This is a genomic window from Bacteroidota bacterium, from assembly GCA_041658205.1.
Classification (GTDB): Bacteria; Bacteroidota; Ignavibacteria; order UBA10030; family UBA8401; genus UBA8401.
Genome location: JBBAAO010000003.1, coordinates 227,263 through 250,690 on the forward strand (window position 1 = coordinate 227,263; position 23,428 = coordinate 250,690).

Here is a 23,428-nt window from a genome sequence, read left to right on the forward strand (position 1 = left end):
GCCTGCCACAATCTATTAATGTACGTCCCGTTCTTGTTTCCACCAACGGTCAACAACATCACTCACGTCGGTCGGACTTTCCGTAGCTACCCACTTATCATAGAATAGAATATCCGAACTGTTCGGCGGTGGTTGCGGATAATCCAGCTGAACTCGCGACGGCAATGCGGTGGCATCACCAACAAACAATGCTTCACCTTGACGCATCGAAGGAAGCATATCGAACATTCCCGCGAATGAATCTGGCACAAGTTTTTTTACAAATGCTTGATCGGTCGGATTTGTTAAACGGAGAATAACAAAATTATTACATTGCGAAAGTATTGTTTCTGAAAGTTCCGACGGACGCTGACTGACAATCATACATCCAACGCCGTACTTTCTACCTTCTTTTGCTATACGTTCCACAATTTTTCGAGCAGCTCGATTGTATGGTGTTGGAATTTGAGGAAGATAGTTATGCGCCTCTTCGAACAGCATCAGAATTGGAAAATCAGCTTTGTTTTTATTCCAGAAATTGAAATCGAACACCGTCCGCGCAAGAAGCGCAACAATGGTATTGACAATATCGAACGGCACACCGCTTAAATCGATAACAGTGATCTGTTTTTTATTTTCGATTCCGAGCAGTTTGTTCAAAATATCTTTTAGCGCATTCGAATCTTTGAACTTTTTCGGTTTGAACATAAATCCGTACCGCAGGTCAGTCATTTTGCTGTCTAAACGCACCAAAAAACGGGTGAACTGACCAAAGAATGGTCCTTCACGTACTCCGGTGCTAGTCGTTACCCGTTCAGTATCAAAAAACTGAAACTTCGCGCGAACTTCATTCAGATCATAAAATACGGGAGAATCGACCGTAATGATCGCTTGCAGTTCCGGATTTCGCGCCTTCTTTGCATTCAAGACAAGATCTTTCAACATCATAATCTGACTTTGCGAGGAAGGTTCATTTTCATCCACAAACATTTCGCGCATTTCTTCAAAGTTCATGAACCAGTACGGCATTTCTAATTCTGTAATGTTAATCAGATTCCCATAATCACGAAATGCAGCAGAGTATTCGTTATGAATGTCCAAAATGATCACATGTGTGTTCTCAAACATCTGAACTTTTTGAAGAATCGAAGCAACCGTGGTGGACTTTCCGGAACCCGACGAGCCAAGGACGGCAATGTGCTTTCCGAAGAATCTGTTCGGGTCAATGTACTGCCGCTCGCCCGGAAATCCGGAAATATCTCCGATCGCAAATCCGTATTGCGCAAACGATGCAAAAATTGTCGCGACACCTTCTTCATCTGTCATATACACATCGCAGCTGAGCGTGGGGAATGATGCAATTCCTTTTTGGAATTTACCGTTGTTTACTGAACCGATCACTTGTGCTTCCATTTCTCGGTTTAATTCTGTTGCTTGATATACGCGGTTAATCACCCCGACCACTTCCACATCGCCGACAGGCATAACAATAAACGATCCGATTTGTCCAACGCGATACACTTTTCCATTGACGGTCCGCTCCATTGTAAATAAATCGTCATCCAGCGAAACGACGAAAGCGGAACTGGTCATACTTTTTACTCTGCCGATGTGGCGTTCTTTTGATACTTGAGCCATAATTTTTTTATACCGTTAATGAGGGAATGGTTAAGTGTAGCAAAAATTGAGTGGAGTGTCAATGAATGAAATTTTCGGAGGCATATCAAACAATGATTTTTCTTTTTGTTCTTCACCAATTCTCTTATATCTTTCATTCAGCGCCGCAGAAATGACGGGTTATTTTCTGCGGTGTTTTATTTGTACCTTGGTTATAAAAAAAATCATTAATCTTCTTTCATCATAATCAAATTTCTGTCTTATGCTTGATATACCGAAACTGCTTTCGCAAGAACTCACATTAAAACCTCAACAAGTAGCAAGCGCTTTGGAACTCCGTGCGGACGGCGGGACTATTCCTTTCATCGCCCGTTATCGAAAAGAACGGACGGGAGAGATGGACGAAACCCAGCTCCGCAATCTTTTCGACCGATTCGACTATCTTTTGGAACTGGAAGAACGAAAAGAAACGATTCTAAAATCCATCGATGAGCAGAAAAAGCTTACGCCAAAATTAAAGAAAACAATTCAAGAGTGTCTTTCTAAGACGGAACTCGAAGATTTGTATCTTCCCTTCAAACCCAAGAAAAGAACCAGAGCGATAATTGCCAAAGAAAAAGGACTAGAACCGTTTGCGGAATGGATCAAATCCAAAAACAGTGCCGAAACAAAACGAGTGAATTTGGAAAAGGAAGCAGAAAAATATTTATCAAAAAAAATGGACGTAAAATCGATTCAAGAAGCACTTTCCGGAGCATCGGACATTCTTGCGGAAGAAGTGTCTGAAATAGCGGAGTATCGTCAGCATATTCGCGAACATCTTTTAACGGAGGGGGTTTTTGTCTCTACCATCAACGAGAAAAAATTTCCGGTGGGATCAACAAAATATGAAATGTACCGGGATTATAAATTCCGTGTTAAGGATATTCAATCCCACAATATGCTCGCAATGCGCCGAGGTGAAGCGGAAGATGTTATTTCATTCTCAATTCAATTCAGCGAAGAATTTGTTCAGGGATATTTAGAGTCCAAAGAAAACAGATCGCAAATCGAATCTGTGCGGACATTTTATCGAGCAATGTTAAACGATGCCTTTGAACGCCTGATGCGCACCACCATTATCAGCGAAGTACGGCTTTCGAAGAAAGAACTTGCCGACCTTGAATCGATCAAAACATTCGAAGCAAACATCCGCGAGCTTCTACTTGCTTCTCCCGCCGGAATGAAACCGACACTCGGCGTTGACCCGGGATTTCGAACTGGTTGTAAGATTGCTGTGATGGATAAAACAGGAAAATTCTCCGAATACATTGCGGTATTCCCCCATACATCCGGTGAAACGGAACGGGAAAAAGCAAAAAAAATCGTTCAAAAGATGATTGAAAAATATTCCATCGAACTGATTGCCATTGGCAACGGAACGGCAAGCCGCGAAACAGATGAGTTCATTGCTGAAGCGTTAAAAGGTATTAAAAAGAAACCGATAAAAGTAGTTGTCAATGAATCCGGCGCATCAATCTATTCTGCAAGTGAAGTAGCTATCGATGAATTTCCCGATCTTGATGTTACTGTTCGTGGCGCCATTTCTATCGGCCGCCGATTGCAGGATCCGTTGGCAGAATTAGTCAAGATCGATCCAAAATCAATTGGTGTCGGTCAATATCAGCACGATGTGGATCAGAAATTATTGAAAAAAAAATTGGAAGAAACTGTTCAAAGCTGCGTGAATTTTGTCGGTGTTGATCTGAATATGGCATCGAAAGAGTTGTTGAGTTATGTGGCCGGTATTAATATTCCTTTAGCTAAAAGCATTGTTGAATATCGTAATGAGAATGGCGCATTCAAAAGCAGAAAAGAATTACAAAAAGTCCCGAAGTTTGGCCCAAAGGCATTTGAACAGTCGGCGGGATTCCTGCGCATCCGTAATGCGAAAAATCCCTTAGATAGTTCCGGAGTACATCCGGAAAGTTACACCATTGTAGAAAAGATTCTCGCGGATGTTACATTGACGTTTGATGAAGTAATGAAAAATCCATCAACGCTTGATAAACTCGATATCAAAAAATATGTAACAAAAACGGTTGGTGAACCGACATTGCGTGACATTATTTCTGAATTGAAAAAACCGGGACGCGATCCCAGAGCAGAATTCAAGTATGCAACATTTAAGGATGGAATTAAGGAAATATCCGATTTGAAAACTGGAATGGAGTTGGAAGGAATTGTTACCAATGTTGCAAATTTTGGGGCGTTTGTAGATATCGGTGTCCATCAGGATGGCCTTGTTCATATTTCTCAACTTGCCGATCGATATGTTGAAGATGCAAAGACAGTTGTGAAGGTAGGACAAATTGTAAAAGTGCGTGTAATGGAAGTGAATGAGCAATTAAAACGTATCGCTCTTTCCATGAGATCGCAGCAAAGCATAGCCTCGCCTGCTAAGAAAAAGACGGAAGCCGAACCGTTCAAGGAACGATCATATTCTCTTGAAGATCTGCGCACAAAATTTGGTAGAAAGACAGAAGACGATAAAGACGTGAAGAAAACTCAATAGTCTGCAATTTGCCTGCGAGATGGATAACAGGAAACTCTTCTTCTTTGCTTGAGTGTGAGATATAAAAACTATAACACGCTTTGTTTTAGGAGGGAGACTTGGTTAAGTGGTTGGCTCCACTATTGCAAAAATTATCAATCGTTTTATCCGGGAGAAGGAAAAAACAACATTTGTTTTTTCCTTCTCCCTTTTGTATTTTTATTAAACCACAGGTCACCAATCCGCATCCTTCACTGTCGGTTTACTCATGTTTCAAAAACTAGTTTTGCGATTCCGATGTTTATCGGAATATCGCTTCTTTTTTGTGTATGACAAAAACCGGACACACTGTAAAACGCTATAACAGGACAAAGCTCATCGTGTCTCTTGTCAGCGGGATTGTCTCCTTTGCACTAACCGTGTTTCTTCTGCTTAAAGAATATACCGTTTCAATTGAGCAGTTTGCCCTTTCCTACTCAACAAACCCATATATATCTTTATTAATTTTTTCAGCTGCATTTGCGATAATCTCCGGTGTAGTCTCTTTACCATTTAGCATATATTCTGGTTTCATTCTTGAACATCAATACAATCTCTCAAATCAAAATTTCGGACAATGGATCTGGGAATCGGCAAAAGGTGTATTGGTTTCAATTCCTATTCTCACTCCATTGGCACTGCTTGTCTATTTTTTTCTTTTAACATTTAATACACTTTGGTGGCTCCCGGTTGCCGGAACATTATTTATTATTTCAATCGGCCTTTCACGTATTGCACCGATCGTTATACTCCCCCTCTTTTATAAATTGACTCCTCTGGATGATACTCCGCTCAAAGAAAAAATAGAGGCGTTAACCGCATCGACAAAAATGATTGTTGAGGGGATTTATTCGTTTAATTTGAGCAAGACAACGAAAAAAGCAAATGCAGCATTTACTGGAATAGGAAAATCAAAAAGAATACTGCTTGGTGATACATTAATGAACAATTTTTCAGAAGAAGAGATTGAATCCGTTTTTGCACACGAACTCGGACATTATTCCTATGGACATATCTGGAAGGGAATTACTGTTGGGACTCTCAGCATTTTTTTAGGTTTGTATCTGACATCGGTTGCATATTCCATCTCGCTTTCCTGGTTTGGTTTTTCATCGATCACACAACTTGCAGCGCTTCCGTTGCTTACGTTATGGCTTGGAATATATTCGCTTGTCACATCTCCTCTTGGAAACATTCTCTCCCGTAAACATGAGTATGAAGCAGATCGATATGCCGTTGATCGAACAAAAAATATATCGGCATTCATATCAACAATGAATAAACTTGCTGAAATGAACCTTGCAGATAGAACACCGCACCCTTTGATAGAATTTTTGTTCTACAGTCATCCCTCCATCGAAAAAAGAATACGTGCTGTGGAGAATCCAAGATGAGATGGTTGATTACGATAGTGCGACTACTATTAATTATTGCGACTTGTATTCCCTTTTCAATTGTCGCTATTATTTCAATTCCGTTAGATCGTTCCGGCAAAATGTTTTTTTGGTGCGGAAGAACATGGACAAATCTTTCACTTATTTTTTGCAGGATCGCAGTAACAGTAAAAGGACTTGAAAAAATTGACCCCTATGGGAATTACATTTTGGTAAGTAATCATGCAAGCATGTTTGATATACCGGTGATGATGAATACATTTCCCCACATCAGAATTATGTTCAAAAAGGAATTATCCTATGTTCCTATCTGGGGTTGGGCATTACGATGGGGATATCACATTATGGTAGATAGAAGTAAAGGAACCGAAGCGATGAAAAGTCTTGACCGCGCGGCAAATGATATTCGCTCTGGCGGTCAGGTGCTTTTGTTTGCGGAAGGAACTCGAACGCGAGATGGAAAATTACTTCCGTTTAAACGTGGCGCATTTTCATTGGCGGCAAAATCAGGTGTACCTCTTATTCCAGTAACAATTAATGGCAGTTTTAAGATTCTCCCCAAAGGATCGTTTGACATTCGGCCATCACATATTGAAGTAATCATTGATACACCAATTGAAACAAAAAATATCACTGCGCGAGAAGATGAAGTCCGATTGATGAATACCGTTAAAGACATTATCACCAGAAATTACAAGGAAGAGTAATCATTATGTCTGTCACTTTAAAAGAGGTTGAACATATCGCTAAACTTTCAAAATTGGAGTTTTCCGATGTTGAAATGGAAAAATTCATGCATCAATTCAACGATATTTTGAAATATATGGAGCAGTTGAATTCTGTCGACACAACACACGTGAAACCGCTTGAACAGGTGATTGAATTGCAGAATGTCTTTCGAGATGATGTTGTGAAACCTTCAACACTTACTGAAGATGCATTAAGAAATGCTCCCGCATCAACGGATAAACATTTCAAGGTTCCGAAAGTAATAGGATGATAAGATTTTCTCTATCCTCATGGATGAGAAGATTTTTGAACAAATGAATATTATCGGCATAATACCCTCGCGATATGCATCCACCCGGCTTCCTGCGAAACCGTTAATGGAAATTTGCGGAAAATCGATGATCCAGCGTGTATACGAACAGGCAAAGCAATCCCGTTTATTGACCAATATCGTTGTCGCAACGGATGATGCTCGAATCGAAGAGGAAGTATTATCGTTCGGAGGTAGCGTGCAGATGACACCAATTGATATTCAAAGCGGCAGCGATCGAATAGCTTTTGTTACAAAAAACATGCGTGCCGATATTGTCGTCAACATACAAGGTGACGAACCATTGATCGATCCGAAAATGATTGATCAAACGATACAGCTGTTATTGGACGACAAAAACGCAGTTGTTGGAACAGCAGTAAAACGAACTACATCGCATCAGGATGTTTTTAATGCCAATATTGTAAAAGTTGTGTTAGATAAAAATAATTATGCGTTGTATTTTAGCCGCTCTCCGATTCCGTGCATTCGCGATGCAAAAAAAGATGAAGAGTGGTTCGACGGTACAATATTCTATAAACATTTTGGCATTTATGTATATCGGGCAGATTTTTTGCAACAGTATACTACATTCAAACAATCCGCACTTGAATCTGCTGAAAAACTGGAGCAACTGCGGATTCTTGAGAACGGTTACAAAATAAAATGCGCCATAACGGATTACGAATCACTTCCCGTCGATACACAGGAAGATTTGCAAAAAGTAATTGAATATTTAACAAAAAAATAAAATGTGTTTCTTTGTCCATTACAATGTAAAAAATGAAAGACTGAAATTTCTGTTATACTAACAACAGTATGTCAAATACAGACTTCCTTAAGGAATATAAAATCTGGAACGTTATCGGCGCATCATCTGCCGGAACAATGATTGAGTGGTACGACTTCTACATCTTCGGAAGTCTAGCACCAATCATGTCAGGATTATTTTTTCCAAAAGAAAATCCAACGGCGGGTTTACTTTCAACACTTGCTATTTTTGCAACTGGATTTGCTGTTCGACCGTTCGGGGCTGTTTTTTTTGGGAGGATCGGTGATGTTGTTGGAAGGAAATATGCATTTCTCGTTACGCTGTTGATTATGGGTGGTGCGACAACAGCGATTGGTCTTCTTCCTACATACGAATCTATCGGAATTTTTGCTCCCGCGGCCCTTGTTATACTTCGCCTAACACAAGGTCTGGCGCTTGGCGGAGAGTATGGAGGTGCGGCAACCTATATCGCCGAACATTGTCCTGACGAAAAACGGGGATTTTATACGAGTTTTATCCAAACAACGGCAACACTTGGACTTTTTGTTTCTCTCGGTGTTATTCTCTCTGTCCGTTCAACACTCGGTGAAGAAGCATTCAAAGCATGGGGTTGGAGAATACCTTTTATTCTTTCAATTGTGTTAGTTATTTTTTCATATATCATCAGAATGAGATTGCAGGAGTCTCCACTCTTTTCAAGGATGAAAGCAGCAGGAAAAACATCAACTCAGCCATTGAAAGATGCCTTTGCCAATAAAGAAAACTGGATAATTATGGCAAAAGCATTATTTGGAGCTACCGCAGGCCAAGGCGTTGTGTGGTACACTGGGCAATTTTATGCTCTCTATTATTTACAGACGGTTTTAAAGATCCATTTTATGACTGCTAATTTTATTGTTGCTGTTGCATTGCTACTGGCAACACCATTTTTTATTGTATTCGGCGCAATGTCTGATACGTATGGACGAAAAAAAATTATCATGAGTGGTTGCTTAATAGCAGCACTTAGTTATTATCCAATCTATATGGGTATGGGTTATTTCGCAGTAGACCCAAACAATCCAAATGCTGTTATGCTAAGCCTATTGGTATTCATTCAAGTAATTTTTGTGACAATGGTTTACGGTCCCATCGCTGCGTATCTTGTTGAATTATTTCCAACAAAGATTCGCTATACATCAATGTCCCTTCCTTACCATATCGGTAATGGGGTGTTCGGCGGACTTGTTCCCTTGATTGGAGTTGCATTTGTTGCATACACCGGCAATATCTATTCAGGATTGATATATCCCATCACCATTGCATTAATGACATTTGTTGTTGGAATGGTATTTACAAAGGATACAAGCAAAGTAAAAATTTGGGACGAGTTGATCGACAAAAAAATATCATAGCAATACAATATCATTTTCCATACAACATCCATGAACATTACATATAAGGAAGAACGATATTTTTAAATCAGACATCTTTCAATTTTTCATCTAATCATCTGCTCCTATGGCACATCCACACGTAAAATATATCTTTATCACTGGCGGAGTTGTTTCTTCTCTTGGCAAAGGAATCGCTGCCGCTTCGCTTGGTCTTCTTTTAAAATCCCGCGGACTGCGAGTTACCATCCAAAAAATGGATCCTTACCTCAATGTTGATCCCGGAACGATGTCTCCGTATCAGCACGGTGAAGTGTATGTAACTGATGACGGTGCAGAAACTGATCTCGATCTAGGGCATTACGAACGTTTTCTTGAGGTAAACACATCGAAGATGAACAATGCAACCACTGGGCAAATTTATTATGAAGTTATCAATAAAGAACGACGCGGAGATTATCTTGGTGCTACGGTTCAGGTCATTCCGCACATCACTGATGAGATCAAAAAAAGGATGGGGCAGCTTGGTGCAACAGGAAAATATGATGTCATTATCACGGAAGTCGGCGGTACGGTGGGTGATATTGAATCACTTCCCTTTCTTGAAGCCATTCGTCAATTTACGCTCGCTATTGGCAAACGAAATGCTCTGAGTATCCACGTGACATTAATTCCTTATATCAAATCAGCAGGCGAAATCAAAACAAAACCAACGCAGCACAGTGTAAAAACGTTGCTGGAAATAGGAATGCAGCCGGATATTTTGATTTGTCGAACCGAAAAGAGATTGTCACGAGAAGTTCGGGAAAAAATAGGCCTTTTCTGTAACGTTGAAACTGATGCAGTGATTGAAGGACGAGACGTAGAAACAATTTATGAGATTCCGTTGTATTTTGAGAAAGAAGGACTCGATAAAATTGTTCTTGAAAAACTAAACATCAAAGCAAATAAGCCCGATCTTCGAAAATGGACTCGTTTTGTGCATCGCGTGAAGGATCCAAGCGATAGAGTAACGATTGGATTTGTCGGTAAATACACGGAATTGAAAGATGCTTACAAAAGTATCTGTGAATCATTTATACATGCTGGCGCTGAAAATGATGTTGCCGTTGATCTTAAATGGATTAGGGCCGAAGAATTAGCGGGACATAATGTCAAAGAAATTCTTTCAGATGTTCATGGTTTATTGGTTGCACCGGGATTTGGAATTCGCGGAATTGAAGGAAAGATAAAAGCCATTCAATATGTGCGCGAGAACAAAATTCCCTTTTTTGGAATTTGTTTAGGAATGCAATGTGCCATCATAGAATTTGCACGTAATGTTTGCGGAATGCATGGGGCAAACAGCACCGAATTCAAAAAATCAAAATATAATGTTATTGATATGATGGCAGATCAGCGGACGATTAAAAATATGGGGGGCACCATGAGATTAGGTGCATATCCATGTACGTTACAAAAAGGAACGAAAGCATATGCTGCCTATAAAAAAGAACTAATCTACGAACGTCATCGTCATCGGTATGAAGTAAATAATAAATTTCGTAAGATTCTTTCTGAACATGGGATGGTATTTAGCGGTACTTCTCCCGATAATAATCTCGTAGAAATTGCAGAGTTAAAAGATCATCCGTGGTTTGTGGGAGGACAATTCCATCCAGAATTGAAATCTCGCGCATTAAATCCGCATCCGTTGTTCAGAGATTTTGTGAAGGCGGCGTTTCACTATAGCAAAACAAAGTAAGGTTTAGAGTAATTGTTCCTTAATTACTTTTGCGGCTGCTTCGGTGCGGGTGTGCACATGTAATTTTTCATAAATTTTTCTCAGGTGTGCGTCAATGGTGTGGGCGCTTAAATGCAATTGTTCAGCGATGACATTATTACTATAACCATGAACTATGAGTTCTAGAATATCTTTTTCACGCGGCGAAAGAAAGTAATCATGGACCGGCTTACGATTTTTGGAAAATGTGTCAATTACCATTCTCGCAATACTTGAATTCATTGGTGACCCACCACCCACAACATCGCGTATACCATTAATGATATTCTCTTCTGGTGAAGTCTTTACCAAGTAACCGGTTGCCCCCGCACAAAGCGCCTCGAAAACGTGTTCCCCGTCGTCAAAAATTGTAACCATGATGATTTGAATGCTTGGGTGATCCTTTTTAATTGTTTTAACAGAGGTAATACCGCTCATTCCATCAAACCCAATATCGTGCAAAATTACATCGGGCAGGGGAGCAAATCGTAGCGTATCCAAAGCGTCTTCGCACCTCGAAAATATTCGTTCGCAAATCATGTCGTTTTGATCCTTAATCAGCGCAAGAAGACTTTTTTGATACAACTCATTATCTTCAATAATCCAAATTGAAATAGTATGTTCTTGTTTCAATGGTAATTCCTATCAATCAAGTGAGTATTCAATATTACGTTCTATTTTATTACACATTGGATGCGTATTTAAATTTAATTGTAATTGCCGTTCCTTCGCCGGGTTTTGTCTTAATATTAAGATCAGCATCATTGTTTTCTGCACGAGTCCTTAAGCTCCGCATACCATTTCCATCATAATCTTCTCTTTGTTCAAATCCTACCCCATTGTCTCGAACGAATAATTGTATACAATCTGGTTTACGTTCAAAGAGTATCGAAACACTCGTCGCTTTAGAATGTTTAATAATATTATGTATCATTTCTTTAAACATTAGCACAATATCTCTTCTTATTTCACTGAGATTAGTTTCACTTTGCACCTCATCATTTACTTGAAATTGAACTTCAAAGCTTTTCAACATTCTTCGGGCAATCTCTCTAAGTCTTGTTTCTAAGCTTCTAAAATTATCGTTTCGAGGAGTAATGTACCATACAATATCACGTAAATATTCTCCTGATTGAATCGCTGTCTCTGATATGATGGTAATATCTTCTTTTACTTCTTTTGAAATAGTTTTATTTCGTTTAATTCGCTGACTAATCAGTGCAATGCTTCCCAGGTTACTGCCAACGTCATCATGCAAATCATTCGCAAACCGTATTCGCTGATTTCGAACTTTTAATACATTGGTGGTTTTTTGTTGTATATTTTTGTAGGACAAAAATATAATTCCCCCGACAAGAAACATCAACGGTATAAAATATGTTGGGTTTTTGTAGAATGGTGGGGGTACCTTAAAAGTAGTGGCTTCCCTTTTCACCTGAATGTTTCCATAAATGTCCTTCGCTTGAAGAATAAAAGAATGATTACCCTCCTGCAAACCTTCAAAAACAACCTCTCGTGATTTTATCCAATCAGACCATTCTTTGTTGTCTAACTGATATCTTACTTCAATATTTTCGAAAGGTATTGCCCCCCAATATGCATCTACATTCCAACGTATTCGAACTTTCTCATATTCAATAATTGGTTCTAGAAATTCAGCTTTTATGGCATAACCAATATCGTTTCGATCTAATATGCCAACTCCAATGCCATGTCCCCCGACATATATTTTATTGTCAAGGGGTAAGACAACGCGTAATTCTTTAAGTTTATAATCAGCTTCAAAATCATAATTATTCCAGGAACCGTTAAAATAACTAAACAACCCCTGAGTAGTAGCCACCCAAATAATCCCTTTGTTATCTATTTTAATATCCCAAACTTTTTGACGATAATCGGTACCGGAAAGCCAAGACCACTCACGATGAATCGAATCATTCTGATCTACATAGCATAATTGTGATGTAAAATTTGAAAACCATAAATTGTTCTTTTTATCTAATGCCATTGCATAAACCGAGAGCATATTTTTAATCCGATCTCCGTCAAAATGTTTCCAACCATTTTTATCTTTCCTACTCAAACCCTTTTTAGTGCCAAACCATAATGCACCGGTTTCTGATTCAATAAATGAATAGACTCTATTGTGAAGTAATCCATTTTCTGTATTAATTTGATGAAATATTTTACCATCATACATAAATGCACCAGGATCCTTTTTCACACCTCCTTCAATTGAACCATTTTCACCTAATCCTAAAAACCATAAATGACCTTTGATATCTTTTTTTATTTTATGAATCCTAGGACATTTTAATCCCTCGTTAAAACCAAAATGAGTCCACCTTTTCCCGTCCCATCTATAAGCACCTTCAATAGTTAATCCACTTGAAATCCAGACATGACCTTTTTCGTCGGAATTAATCCCCGTTATCAGTCCTAAATCTTTATTTTGAATATGAGATATGTATTCAGTTTTACCATTTGTTTTATGGATTTCAATTCCATTACCATTGCCTATCCAAACATCACCATTTTTATCTTTAAATATCTCCATAACAATATTCCGAGGATCGTGGATATCATGTGTCCACCAATTCCATTTATTTTTTGTATTTCGGAAATAATAAAGCCCACCTTCTGTGCCCACCCATAAATTATCATGTGAGTCGTATTTTAGAAATTTTAGGCCTACCATTTGTTTGGGAACCGGATTAAATGATTTCCAATGACCATTTTTTTTAATTCGAACATCTCCGGTTTCATAAGCAACAATAACTTCCCCTGTTGATGATATATCTAACGAACGAATCGGGAGCAATCGTTCGCTCTTTGACCATTTTAGTGAACCATTTTTTTGCCACTCCCATAGTCCTATCATTCTATAGGGAGCATCAACAGCCATAATTGTTTCATCGTTTTTATTATCAACAATAGATCTAATATAACAATGCTCTAAAATTTTTTCGCTTCTATTTTCTGTAACTGCAAACAATCCATATGCGGTAACAATATAAATTTTTTTGTTTTTCGTGCAGTAAGTCGTTCCACCATCTGTTAAATTCCATCTTTTAACAACTCCATCGCGATATATAATAAACGGGTATTCAAGATTATCAGTAGAAATAAAAATGCCATCACTATCGATTGCACAGACTGAAATAACAATATTTTTCAATATTTCTTTTATTTCAATTTTATTGAACCCATTACTATTCCCAATGTACAATTTAGAATCAATTACAACCAAAACTGTATTATGGTGCCCCTTATTTAATCTTGTCGGATGTTTTTCAGGTAGTCCATCTTTTTCTAAAATTTTATTCCATCGAAAACCATCATACCACGCTAAGCCTTCAAAGGTTGATGCCCAAACAATACCATCATCAGTTTCAATAATATCATCTACAATATCTGAAGGCAATCCGGTGGAAGTTGTAAAGTGAGCCCACCGCCAGCTTTCGTAAAATTGTTCGAATTGAGCAGACATAATCTGGATATTCACAATAGTACATACGATTAAGATTAGCCTGCTATTTATTTTCATATGAAATTACCGGATATAGCTTTGGATAAATCTACAGTTCTATCTTTAAAACATACTAAACAATACTACTATTGTAAAATAAATTTCTGTGAACGAATCAATAATAATATTTCTTTCTTTATTGGTATTCCTATTATTAGGCTGAAATAACATTGACTTTCAAGGCATACAATTTAGGATTCTTGTATTTTTGGTGAGATTATTTATTCAATAAATAATACAGCGTGAAGTGCTGAAAAGAAAGGATCAAATGTAAACCTTTACTATTGATCAAGATTTGAGATAATATTTAAGAGGATTTGGAACGATGTGACATTCTTCTGCTAAAGACATTCGGGCAATCTTTCCTTCATTACGTAACTGATATAATTGAGGAACAATCTTATCGCGAAGATCGACTGGAGTCATTGGGTTGATATAAATACCCGTCCCACCTTCAAAACCAGCTGGTACATTCACCCTTAGTCTTAACAGAATATGCCAAGGCATTTTATACACCGCATCAACTGGCGTATAATACCATTCTTCGTTGCAGGACAAGTGAGAACCTAATGCGGCATGACATGCATGCACCATATTACTTACACCGCGAATCTCTTCCTCCGAATGTTCGTGCGGACGGGCAAAAAAGGATTTGGAATAAATTTTAATCGTTGGATGGCGATGGCCGATACCAATACAAGCGACGGCGGTGTCGTTCTCCGCAAACAGAAGATTATATTGCGCCGAAAGGTTCACACCTAACTCGTTGAAGACATTCGGTTCCTGCTGAACCAATTGTATTTGCCCGCTGATGGATGCACCCCATTCATCCAATCCACAAATCTGTTTATGCAAATGATCGAATGATGCGCCAGCCGGCTTAAGCCAATTTTGGAAGATGGAGATATACCGTATATATCTATTATAACTCAACATATTTTTCATTGCATCAATTGTAAACTTGAAGTATTGAAAATGTTCTTCAATGTTCATCTCTCCCGAAGATCGTAATTGATTATCGTTTGTCGCATTGTCAATAAAATGATTTTTCGCAATAATCAATTCATGACATCCGCCAAAGAATGCATCCAGCATCCGTAACTTATCGAACGCCTCTTTCTTCAGAATCTCGTCAGGCGTCTTTCCCGATTGAACGAGTTTATAATGAATAATATTATCAATATGCATGGCGCCATGTGGGTGGCTGACATAATAGTCACGCCAGGAGGTTAGATCGGCATTCAGTTTGTAACCATAATTTTTTTTCCAATAATCGATTGTAACTATTTCAAATAGATTTCCCGTCCGTCGAAATTCTGCAACCGTGGTGTCATATTGATCTGGGGAAAGATGGAACAGTGTTTCGTATCGACCGTTAATTTTTACAAGACGCGCTTTTTCCGGCGGGACATCAAAATACCGTGCTTTGCAGAAACTGCAATAATCTTCATTTTCTTTTTTTTGGATAGGATTAGATGCTACTTGGTGTTGATTTGTGAGGGGTTTGTTTCCACGGCCAGGCACAGCCCATACTTCAGTACCGGTAAATGGATTGATCTGCTTTACAGTCCCATCCGGCATTACATTGTAATATGTATTGTAATTGCGAGGGAACATAAGGGTTTCCTTTCTTCCGTGTTTGAATCACGATTTCAAACACGAATGATAAACCAGCACCCTTGGAAATACGACAGCATCATACAAACATGGTTTATACAAGGCTGGATTAACTCTATAGCTTTGTTACTACCTTCAGCATTTGTTGGACCCTCTTGGGCGTGCTTGCTTCAGCATAGAACCGAATAATCGGTTCCGTACCAGATGCACGGACAAGAATCCAGCCATCTTTGGTCACTAACTTTATTCCATCTGTCAAATCGTATTTAATAATATCAAACGATCCGACTCTCTTTGGTTTACTTTGGAAATACTTCATTACTTTTTCTTTTTGCACATCTGTCAAATGTGCATCGATCCGACCGAAGTGATGTTCACCAAATTCATCAAATAATTCTTTTACTAACTGGCTCAGTTTCATTCGGCGCACAGCCATTACCTCTGCTAACAAAAATCCGATGAAAATTCCATCTCGTTCAGGTAAATGACCTTTCACAGCGATTCCACCGCTTTCTTCACCGGCAATAATGATATCCTTTTCAGTCATCAATCGGCAAAGATGTTTAAAACCAACAGCTGTCTCATACAAACGGACGTTATAATGTTCGCACATTTTTGTAATAAGATCTGTCACCGATAACGATTTGGCCACAGCACCGCGATAATGTTTCCGTTCCATAAGATACTTCAACAAAATCGCAAAGATACGATGTGAATCGACAAAATTTCCTTTTTCATCCACAGCACCAATTCTATCGGCATCACCGTCCGTTGCAAAACCGAAATGATATTTTCCGGCCCGAACTTCCATACTTAGCTCTTCGGTATTTTGAGGAAGCGGTTCAGGGTTTGTTGTCCCGAATGAAGGATTATAATCGCTGCGGATCGTCCCGATTTTTGGCAGCAATAATTCAGGAATCCCCATTCCGGCGCCATGCATTGCATCGTGCATAATTTTCAGTTTTACTGATTTGATGAGATCAAACTCAATTTTCGTTTGAAGGTCGGCAACATATATTTTTGTGAGATCGATAAATTGAATCATTTTTGCTTTTACTAACTCATCAAATGATTTTATCTCGATCGGCAATACTGTCAGTTCCTGCAAAGGCGCAAGTTCCTTCTCAACTTCCGTAATCATTTCAGGGTGCGCAGGTCCGCCATAATCTCCTTTGATCTTAAATCCATTATACTTCGCGGGATTGTGGCTTGCCGTAATAACAATTCCACCAGCCGCTTTTTTCTTAACAACGCCTAATGACACCATTTGTGTAGCAGAAATTTTATCTGCCAACAATACTTTTACACCGGCAGAAGCAATGACTTGTGCCGCACAATGGGCGAATTCTTTTGATAAGAACCGCGCATCATATCCGATGACAACACCATTTTTAGCATTCTTGTGTTTTGAAAAATAAAGCCCTGTTGCAAGAGAAACTTTTTGAACACCTGCAAATGTAAAATCATCTGCAATCACTCCGCGCCAACCGTCCGTTCCGAATTTGATGTGAGCCATAGTTATAGTAAGATTGTGAGATTAATGATAAGTAAATAGATTGATTAATTTCGTGAAATTATTTCAAGACATTCGTACAGTAGTTCTTTCTTTCAAAACAAAATTGAAACAATGTTCATTCGCTTTCAATTTTTCTCATTTATTTGAGAACGCCAAATAAAAATTCTTTGTTCTTAAGCAAAATATACTAAATTTTGAATGTGGAAAAAAGAACGAAAATCACCCATCAATACAATCTAATCTTTCTACTTTTTCTTTCGGTATCCCTTTTTGGGCAAAATTCTGAAGAAAAACGATTCTATTTTTATCACCCTGAAAATGCATTCGGCTCGGAATCTCAGATTCATCCTGTTAATATTTTCCTAAATGGTGGATTTGATATGCTGCGCAATGGGGGCCATAATAAGAATATTTTCAAATGGGATTACGAAGGAGACGTCGCCCATGTATGGAGAAATCTTAAAGACCCGATCGGGAATATTAGAAAATTTGGCGTAAATGAATTCGTTCAACAAGAGATTTTCAATTTTACCATAGGTGTAAAACATGCAGAATTTCTTCCAAACATCGGCGGTCATACCATTGGCAACGGAATGCATTATGCGAAATTTGGTGAATACCTTGAATATCATAACGTCTCGTATCCCTATCTCTGGTCAGGATTGATGACGACAGCGTATCAAGTAATGAATGAAGTGATTGAAGCAGAAGGATATCGAGGTATAAATGTTGATCTTGTCGCAGATATCTACATGTTCAATATTGCCGGTATTGCTATCTTCAGTACTGAATGGGGAAAACGTTTTTTTTCTGAAACACTTCCAATCAACGAATGGTCCCCCCAACCAATTCTCGAACCGGTAACGGGATATCTTCAAAATGCGGGTCAGCAATATTACGTTCGGAAAAATTATTCGATACTTGGGAACTGGTCTCCTTTCTTTTATTACGGTGTCTATACCATGTTCGGTGCAAGCTACGCGTATGATTCGCAAAATTCTTTCACTGTCGGGAGCGGAAGGGTTATCAATAAATTACGTGAAGGCCGCTTACGGGGATTTCGCAAGATTGATCCGCAGATGGATGGAACGGTAGGTTTCTTTTGGGATAAGAATAGTTCATTAATGACATCGGTGCTGTTCACTGGACCAGGATTGTACAACATGCAGATCAATATTTATCCCGGCGTAATTTCTATCGGAGGATTTTCTCCGGGGATTTATCTTGCTGTTGGTGAGTGGGATGGTTTTATCCTTGGGGTGACTTTTTCAGAATTCCCTATCGGTTTTGGCTTCAGTAAAAAATAACAATGCCGCGCTTCAATATTTTAAAGCGCGGCATTGCTTTGCTTACTGCAACAGTTCGGATTATCGTTTCACGTTAAAGGCACTTAACCCTGCATAAATGCTGTTTGTGTCCAACTCCTCTTCGATCCGCAATAATTGATTGTATTTTGCAATGCGATCTGTTCTGCTTGCACTACCTGTTTTAATCTGTCCGGCATTTGTTGCTACGGCAATATCCGCAATTGTTGCATCTTCCGTTTCGCCGGAACGATGGCTGATAACAGCTGTGTAGTGCGCACGCTTTGCCATTTCAATAGCATCGAGTGTTTCGGTTAATGTCCCGATCTGATTTACTTTTACCAAGATTGAATTTGCAACACCTTGAGCGATTCCCTTCGCAAGAAATTCGGTGTTCGTGACAAACAAATCATCTCCGACAAGTTGTACTTTACTGCCAATAGTATCGGTAAGCAATTTCCACCCCTTCCAATCATTTTCAGCCATACCGTCTTCCAATGAAATGATCGGATAATTGTCTACCCATTTTTTCCAGTATGCAACCATTTGTTCAGCAGAAATTTTTTCCTGTGTCGATTTGTAGAAAAGATATGATCCATCACTTTGATACATTTCACTTGCAGCAGGATCGAGTGCAATAAAAATATCTTCCCCAGCCTTGTACCCTGCTTTTGCGATGGCTTCCATAATTACTTCTAACGCTTCTTCGTTTGATTTTAGGCTCGGAGCAAATCCGCCTTCGTCACCAACAGCGGTATTATATCCTTTTTTCTTTAAGACACCTTTTAGAGAGTGGAATACTTCCGTTCCCATTCTGAGTGCTTCAGCAAAGGTTGGTGCATTGGCGGGAACGACCATGAACTCTTGAAAATCTACATTGTTGTCTGCATGCCTGCCACCATTGATGATATTCATCATCGGCGTCGGAAGGATTTTCGCATTTGTTCCGCCGATATATCGATAGAGAGGAACATTAAAATAATTTGCGGCTGCCTTTGCCGTTGCCAACGAAACGGCCAACAGTGCGTTTGCACCAAGTTTGGATTTATTCGGCGTGCCGTCTAATTCCAACATCATCTTATCAATACCAACCTGATCTTGTGCATCAAATCCGGTTAATTCTTCCGCAATGATATTGTTAACATTTTCGACAGCTTTCAGCACTCCTCTTCCAAGGTATCGATTTTTATCGTCGTCCCGCAATTCAACAGCTTCGTGTTCACCGGTGGACGCACCGCTCGGCACTGCCGCGCGACCGATTGTACCATCTTCAAGTTCTACTTCTGCTTCTACTGTTGGGTTGCCGCGAGAATCAAGAATTTCGCGCGCCCAAACATCCGTAATTATAGACATATATACTCCAATTCCATTTTTTGAGTGATTTTGTTAGTAATGATGAATGAATTTCGGCAAAAATCAGAAGAAAGGAAAGTGAATTATTCCTTGAATGTCATTTGAAGAAAGTGTAGGTTTGCACAATATATCGGAAGGAATTTTTATGCTAAAATTTTTACTCTGCATCATTACGCTCTGCTGTTTCACAATTACATCTGCACAAACACCGTCATTATCAAAAATAATTCATTTCAAAGAGTTGCAAAAAATACTTCCGGTTAAAGCACCCGAAGGATTTAAACGAGAAAAACCAAAAGGGCAAACTGTTTCTAGTTCCGGAATTTCAACCTCAAATGCATCGGTTGATTTTACCACTTTAAAAAAAGAAAAGCAGTTACAAACAACAGATGATGGAAAACAAGACTCGGTTGACGTTGATGTTACATGGACCGCAACAATAGAGATTATAGATTATATAGGAATGGGCGAAGGAATGTTTGCATCGTTACGCATGTTGGCAGAAACAACGTTCGAAAATGAAACCGACGATGGCTATGAAAAGAGCACAACATTTAACGGATACAAAGGGATAGAAAAATCTCACTCAGAGGAATATTCCAAATCATGCGGATTACAATTGGTGGTTGGTGACCGGTTTCTTGTGAATGCCAATGGCAATGGTTTTTCTGATGCTGGCATTTTACAGATGATTCTGAACTCAATGGAGCTGAAGAAACTTGAACAGATGAAATGACATACAAAGAACGTTGCGTTAAGGTTTGAACGTGAAGAGCTTCGCCACTGCAAACCAAACGATTTTATTCACTCTCCAAGGAGGATTCATGGAAGTAAAAATCAATTACGTTGCTGTTGGTGCAGCAGCTATTGCCATGTGGATTATCGGTGCAGTATGGTATGGAATATTTTCAACTCAATGGATGGCATATACAGGAATAACACAAGAAATGGCACAAACGATGACAGGAAAAGATATGGCAATCTTATATGGTGGATCTGTAATTGCCTATTTCATTATGTTCTACGTTCAGTGTCATGTGCATCATGCGTTCCAAGTAAAGGATATAAAAGGTGCAGCCCAGGCAGCATTTTGGAACTGGTTGGGTTTTGTTGCAATGTCCATGTATGTCAGCAATTCATTCCAATCAAAATCGATTGGGTTGACACTTATTGATTCCGGTTACTGGCTGATTGGGATGATTGTTGGAGGCATTATTCTTGTGAAAATGCAAAAGAAAGAAACAGCCGCAAATTAATTTTTGAAACGCCAATCCGATTATTTGCCATAACACCTTTCTAGAAACCATCTCTAAAACACAAAGGCACAATCATTCTGAATCCTGATGCAATCCTGAGCGAAGGATATCGGGATTAAGAATCTGAATTTACATTCAGGTTTTTCGTTGCACATTTTTTTGAAAAAAATTCTGTGGCTTACTCAGATCCTTCGCTTCGCTCAGGATGGCAATAGTTTCACTTTTGAGATACTTCAAGATAATATACAATTTGGGAAGGTTTTTTATTTTCAATCCCTTGCAAGTATTCTCAATTTTTCTACCTTACTGGTAATGATGTCAATTGAATACATACTTATTGCGGGATGTTCGCTCATCTTGCTCAGCATTGCAATAGCAAAATTTTCGGACAATCTCGGAGTCCCAACATTATTATTATTTCTTGGCATTGGAATGCTTGCAGGCTCCGATGGTCCTGGTGGACTTTACTTTGATGATGCCCGTTTAGCACAATCAATCGGCATCATAGCACTCATCTTAATCTTGTTTGCCGGCGGACTTGAAACGAAATGGAATGATATCAAACCGATTCTCCGCGATGCATCGATACTATCAACATTCGGAGTACTGGTAACGGCAATAATCATTGCTATTGCAGCAATGATTATTCTCCATTTCTCTTTTTTACAAGGAATGTTGTTGGGTGCAATCGTTTCTTCCACGGACGCAGCGGCGGTGTTTTCTGTTCTTCGTTCAAAGAATGTATCTTTAAAAGGAAATCTTAAACCAATGCTGGAGCTTGAGTCCGGCAGCAATGATCCCATGGCTGTCTTTTTGACCATAGGAACATTACAGTTACTCACCAACGCCGAAACGACAGTAGTCGATATTGTAATGCTGTTCTTCTACCAAATGATTATCGGAGCAGCGTTTGGGTACGGATTCGCCAAAGCAATGACACTGATATTGAATCGATTACGGTTTTCATACGAGGGAATATATCCGGTTTTTGCCCTCGCTTTTGTAGGATTTGTCTATTCAGCAACAACAATAGTGAACGGAAGCGGATTTCTTGCCGTTTATCTTGCAGGATTATTTGTCGGGAACAGTGACTTTGTTCAGAAAAAAAGCTTGTTACGATTTTTTGATGGATTAAGTTGGCTAGGACAAATTGCAATGTTTCTCACCCTTGGACTATTGGTCTTTCCAAGCCATATGATCCCTATCATTCCTTCCGGAATTATCATTTCACTTGTTTTAATTGTTATTGCACGGCCAATAGGTGTGTTTTCTTCTCTTATGTTTTCTTCTTATTCACTGAAAGAAAAGATTTTCCTTTCGTGGGTTGGATTGCGCGGAGCTGTACCTGTCATTTTAGCAACATTTCCACTCTTGGCAGGAATTGAAGGGGCAGTGCTATATTTTAATATTGTCTTTTTTATTGTTTTCTCGTCGGCGATTATACAAGGCTGGTCCCTTTCTGTTGTGGCAAGATGGCTGAATTTGATTGCACCACCAGAGAAAAATAGTCACTATCCTATTGAATTTGCAGGGAACGAAAATTCTGAAACACAATTGGTTGATCTCATCGTCCCTTATGATGCAGAAATTGCCGGAAAATCAATTGTGGAGTTAGGATTGCCGCACGACAGCCTTGTTGTATTGATCGGCAGAAACGACGAATTTGTTGTTCCGAGCGGAGGGACTCGCATTGAAGCAGGAGATACTTTATTAGTATTGATCAACAAGCAGAATTTATCATTGATCCGTTCTATTATTTCCAAAATTCATCACCACCAACAAAAATAGTAATCCCTTTATTTCTTCGGTAAGCCGGTTTCTGGATCAAACTCTTTCTTCTGTTCTTCAACTGGCAACCCGGTCATGGGATCGATTTTTAACAACGGCTTTGCTTGAAACTGTTGGAGAATATCATATCTGATAATGTCCCCTTCAACCGTATACGATTTCAGATCGTAGAAGAACGGCTCATAGATAAAAATAGACATGGGTGGGAACACAAAAGCACCTGCGGTGCCAATAACAATCGGAAGCAAAAAATCTCCGACCTCAGTATCTCCGTGAATACGAACATTGATTATTGCATCGCCGGGAGTTAATCGCAATTGATTTTCAATCATTGCATTAATATCCGGTTTTGCTCCCCCAAATAATCTCGGCAGAAACAGGAACTGAACATCCTGGTGAAGAGAAAAATGTGTGACTAGTTTGTATGACGATACATTTTTTGCATTCATCATCACCGGAACAGATGCATTGATTGCGTCAAAATGTACAGCGCACCCTTGTAAAAGAAAACAGAGTGCGACAACTAAAATACTTCTATATGCAATGGACGTAAACAT

Annotated in this window: 18 protein-coding genes; 11 read left to right on the top strand and 7 right to left on the bottom strand. The window is 39.1% G+C overall.

The genetic code is table 11. The features are described from left to right. Window positions 1-15: 15 nt before the first annotated feature. Entirely contained in the window at window positions 16-1,617 is a 1,602-nt protein-coding gene (locus WDA22_16070; protein ID MFA5834994.1) for an ATP-binding protein, read from the bottom strand. Between the two features lie 241 nt (window positions 1,618-1,858). On the opposite strand from WDA22_16070, the gene WDA22_16075 reads away from it, so the two are divergent. The 7 genes from WDA22_16075 (at window position 1,859) to WDA22_16105 (ending at window position 10,490) form a co-directional block, all read left to right on the top strand. Further along, complete coding sequence (locus WDA22_16075) at window positions 1,859-4,150, top strand: Tex family protein (protein ID MFA5834995.1); 2,292 nt, start codon at window positions 1,859-1,861, stop codon at window positions 4,148-4,150. 308 nt (window positions 4,151-4,458) lie between these two features. Next, window positions 4,459-5,562, top strand: a complete 1,104-nt coding sequence (locus tag WDA22_16080; protein ID MFA5834996.1) for a M48 family metallopeptidase — start codon at window positions 4,459-4,461, stop codon at window positions 5,560-5,562. Beyond that, window positions 5,559-6,269, top strand: a complete 711-nt coding sequence (locus WDA22_16085) for a lysophospholipid acyltransferase family protein (protein MFA5834997.1) — start codon at window positions 5,559-5,561, stop codon at window positions 6,267-6,269. The genes WDA22_16080 and WDA22_16085 overlap by 4 nt, the downstream gene beginning before the upstream one ends. Before the next feature lie 5 nt (window positions 6,270-6,274). Beyond that, window positions 6,275-6,562: an Asp-tRNA(Asn)/Glu-tRNA(Gln) amidotransferase subunit GatC gene (gene gatC, locus WDA22_16090; protein ID MFA5834998.1), complete on the top strand. Its 288-nt coding sequence runs from the start codon at window positions 6,275-6,277 to the stop codon at window positions 6,560-6,562. A gap of 43 nt (window positions 6,563-6,605) precedes the next feature. Beyond that, a complete protein-coding gene (kdsB, locus tag WDA22_16095; GenBank protein ID MFA5834999.1) occupies window positions 6,606-7,352 on the top strand; it encodes a 3-deoxy-manno-octulosonate cytidylyltransferase in 747 nt (248 codons plus the stop codon). Window positions 7,353-7,420: 68 nt separating this feature from the next. Next, complete coding sequence (locus tag WDA22_16100) at window positions 7,421-8,767, top strand: MFS transporter (GenBank protein ID MFA5835000.1); 1,347 nt, start codon at window positions 7,421-7,423, stop codon at window positions 8,765-8,767. 106 nt (window positions 8,768-8,873) lie between these two features. Next, complete coding sequence (locus tag WDA22_16105) at window positions 8,874-10,490, top strand: CTP synthase (protein ID MFA5835001.1); 1,617 nt, start codon at window positions 8,874-8,876, stop codon at window positions 10,488-10,490. Window positions 10,491-10,493: 3 nt separating this feature from the next. On the opposite strand, the gene WDA22_16110 is transcribed toward WDA22_16105, so the two are convergent. From WDA22_16110 to WDA22_16125, 4 genes are all read right to left on the bottom strand, one after another. Continuing rightward, a complete protein-coding gene (locus tag WDA22_16110; GenBank protein ID MFA5835002.1) occupies window positions 10,494-11,141 on the bottom strand; it encodes a response regulator transcription factor in 648 nt (215 codons plus the stop codon). 49 nt (window positions 11,142-11,190) lie between these two features. Beyond that, on the bottom strand, window positions 11,191-13,998 hold the full coding sequence (locus WDA22_16115) for an ATP-binding protein (GenBank protein ID MFA5835003.1): 2,808 nt from the start codon (window positions 13,996-13,998) through the stop codon (window positions 11,191-11,193). Between the two features lie 327 nt (window positions 13,999-14,325). Next, window positions 14,326-15,654, bottom strand: coding sequence for a DUF4921 family protein (locus WDA22_16120; GenBank protein ID MFA5835004.1), 1,329 nt, complete (start codon window positions 15,652-15,654; stop codon window positions 14,326-14,328). Window positions 15,655-15,769: 115 nt separating this feature from the next. Continuing rightward, window positions 15,770-17,170 (bottom strand): phosphoglucomutase/phosphomannomutase family protein, encoded by a 1,401-nt coding sequence (locus WDA22_16125; GenBank protein ID MFA5835005.1) that lies wholly within the window; start codon window positions 17,168-17,170, stop codon window positions 15,770-15,772. A gap of 200 nt (window positions 17,171-17,370) precedes the next feature. On the opposite strand from WDA22_16125, the gene WDA22_16130 reads away from it, so the two are divergent. Continuing rightward, a complete protein-coding gene (locus WDA22_16130) occupies window positions 17,371-18,477 on the top strand; it encodes a hypothetical protein (protein MFA5835006.1) in 1,107 nt (368 codons plus the stop codon). A 60-nt stretch (window positions 18,478-18,537) separates the two neighbouring features. On the opposite strand, the gene eno is transcribed toward WDA22_16130, so the two are convergent. After that, window positions 18,538-19,827: a phosphopyruvate hydratase gene (gene eno, locus WDA22_16135; GenBank protein MFA5835007.1), complete on the bottom strand. Its 1,290-nt coding sequence runs from the start codon at window positions 19,825-19,827 to the stop codon at window positions 18,538-18,540. Between the two features lie 145 nt (window positions 19,828-19,972). On the opposite strand from eno, the gene WDA22_16140 reads away from it, so the two are divergent. The 3 genes from WDA22_16140 to WDA22_16150 all read left to right on the top strand — a co-directional run bounded on the left by WDA22_16140 (window position 19,973) and on the right by WDA22_16150 (window position 22,871). Continuing rightward, window positions 19,973-20,563 (top strand): hypothetical protein, encoded by a 591-nt coding sequence (locus tag WDA22_16140; GenBank protein ID MFA5835008.1) that lies wholly within the window; start codon window positions 19,973-19,975, stop codon window positions 20,561-20,563. An 88-nt stretch (window positions 20,564-20,651) separates the two neighbouring features. Beyond that, a complete protein-coding gene (locus WDA22_16145; protein MFA5835009.1) occupies window positions 20,652-21,083 on the top strand; it encodes a DUF1761 domain-containing protein in 432 nt (143 codons plus the stop codon). A 159-nt stretch (window positions 21,084-21,242) separates the two neighbouring features. Next, window positions 21,243-22,871 carry a potassium/proton antiporter gene (locus WDA22_16150; GenBank protein ID MFA5835010.1) on the top strand — a complete coding sequence of 543 codons (1,629 nt, stop codon included), beginning with the start codon at window positions 21,243-21,245 and terminating at the stop codon, window positions 22,869-22,871. A gap of 8 nt (window positions 22,872-22,879) precedes the next feature. Here the strand turns inward: WDA22_16150 and WDA22_16155 are convergent, their stop codons facing one another. After that, window positions 22,880-23,428, bottom strand: a complete 549-nt coding sequence (locus WDA22_16155) for a hypothetical protein (protein ID MFA5835011.1) — start codon at window positions 23,426-23,428, stop codon at window positions 22,880-22,882.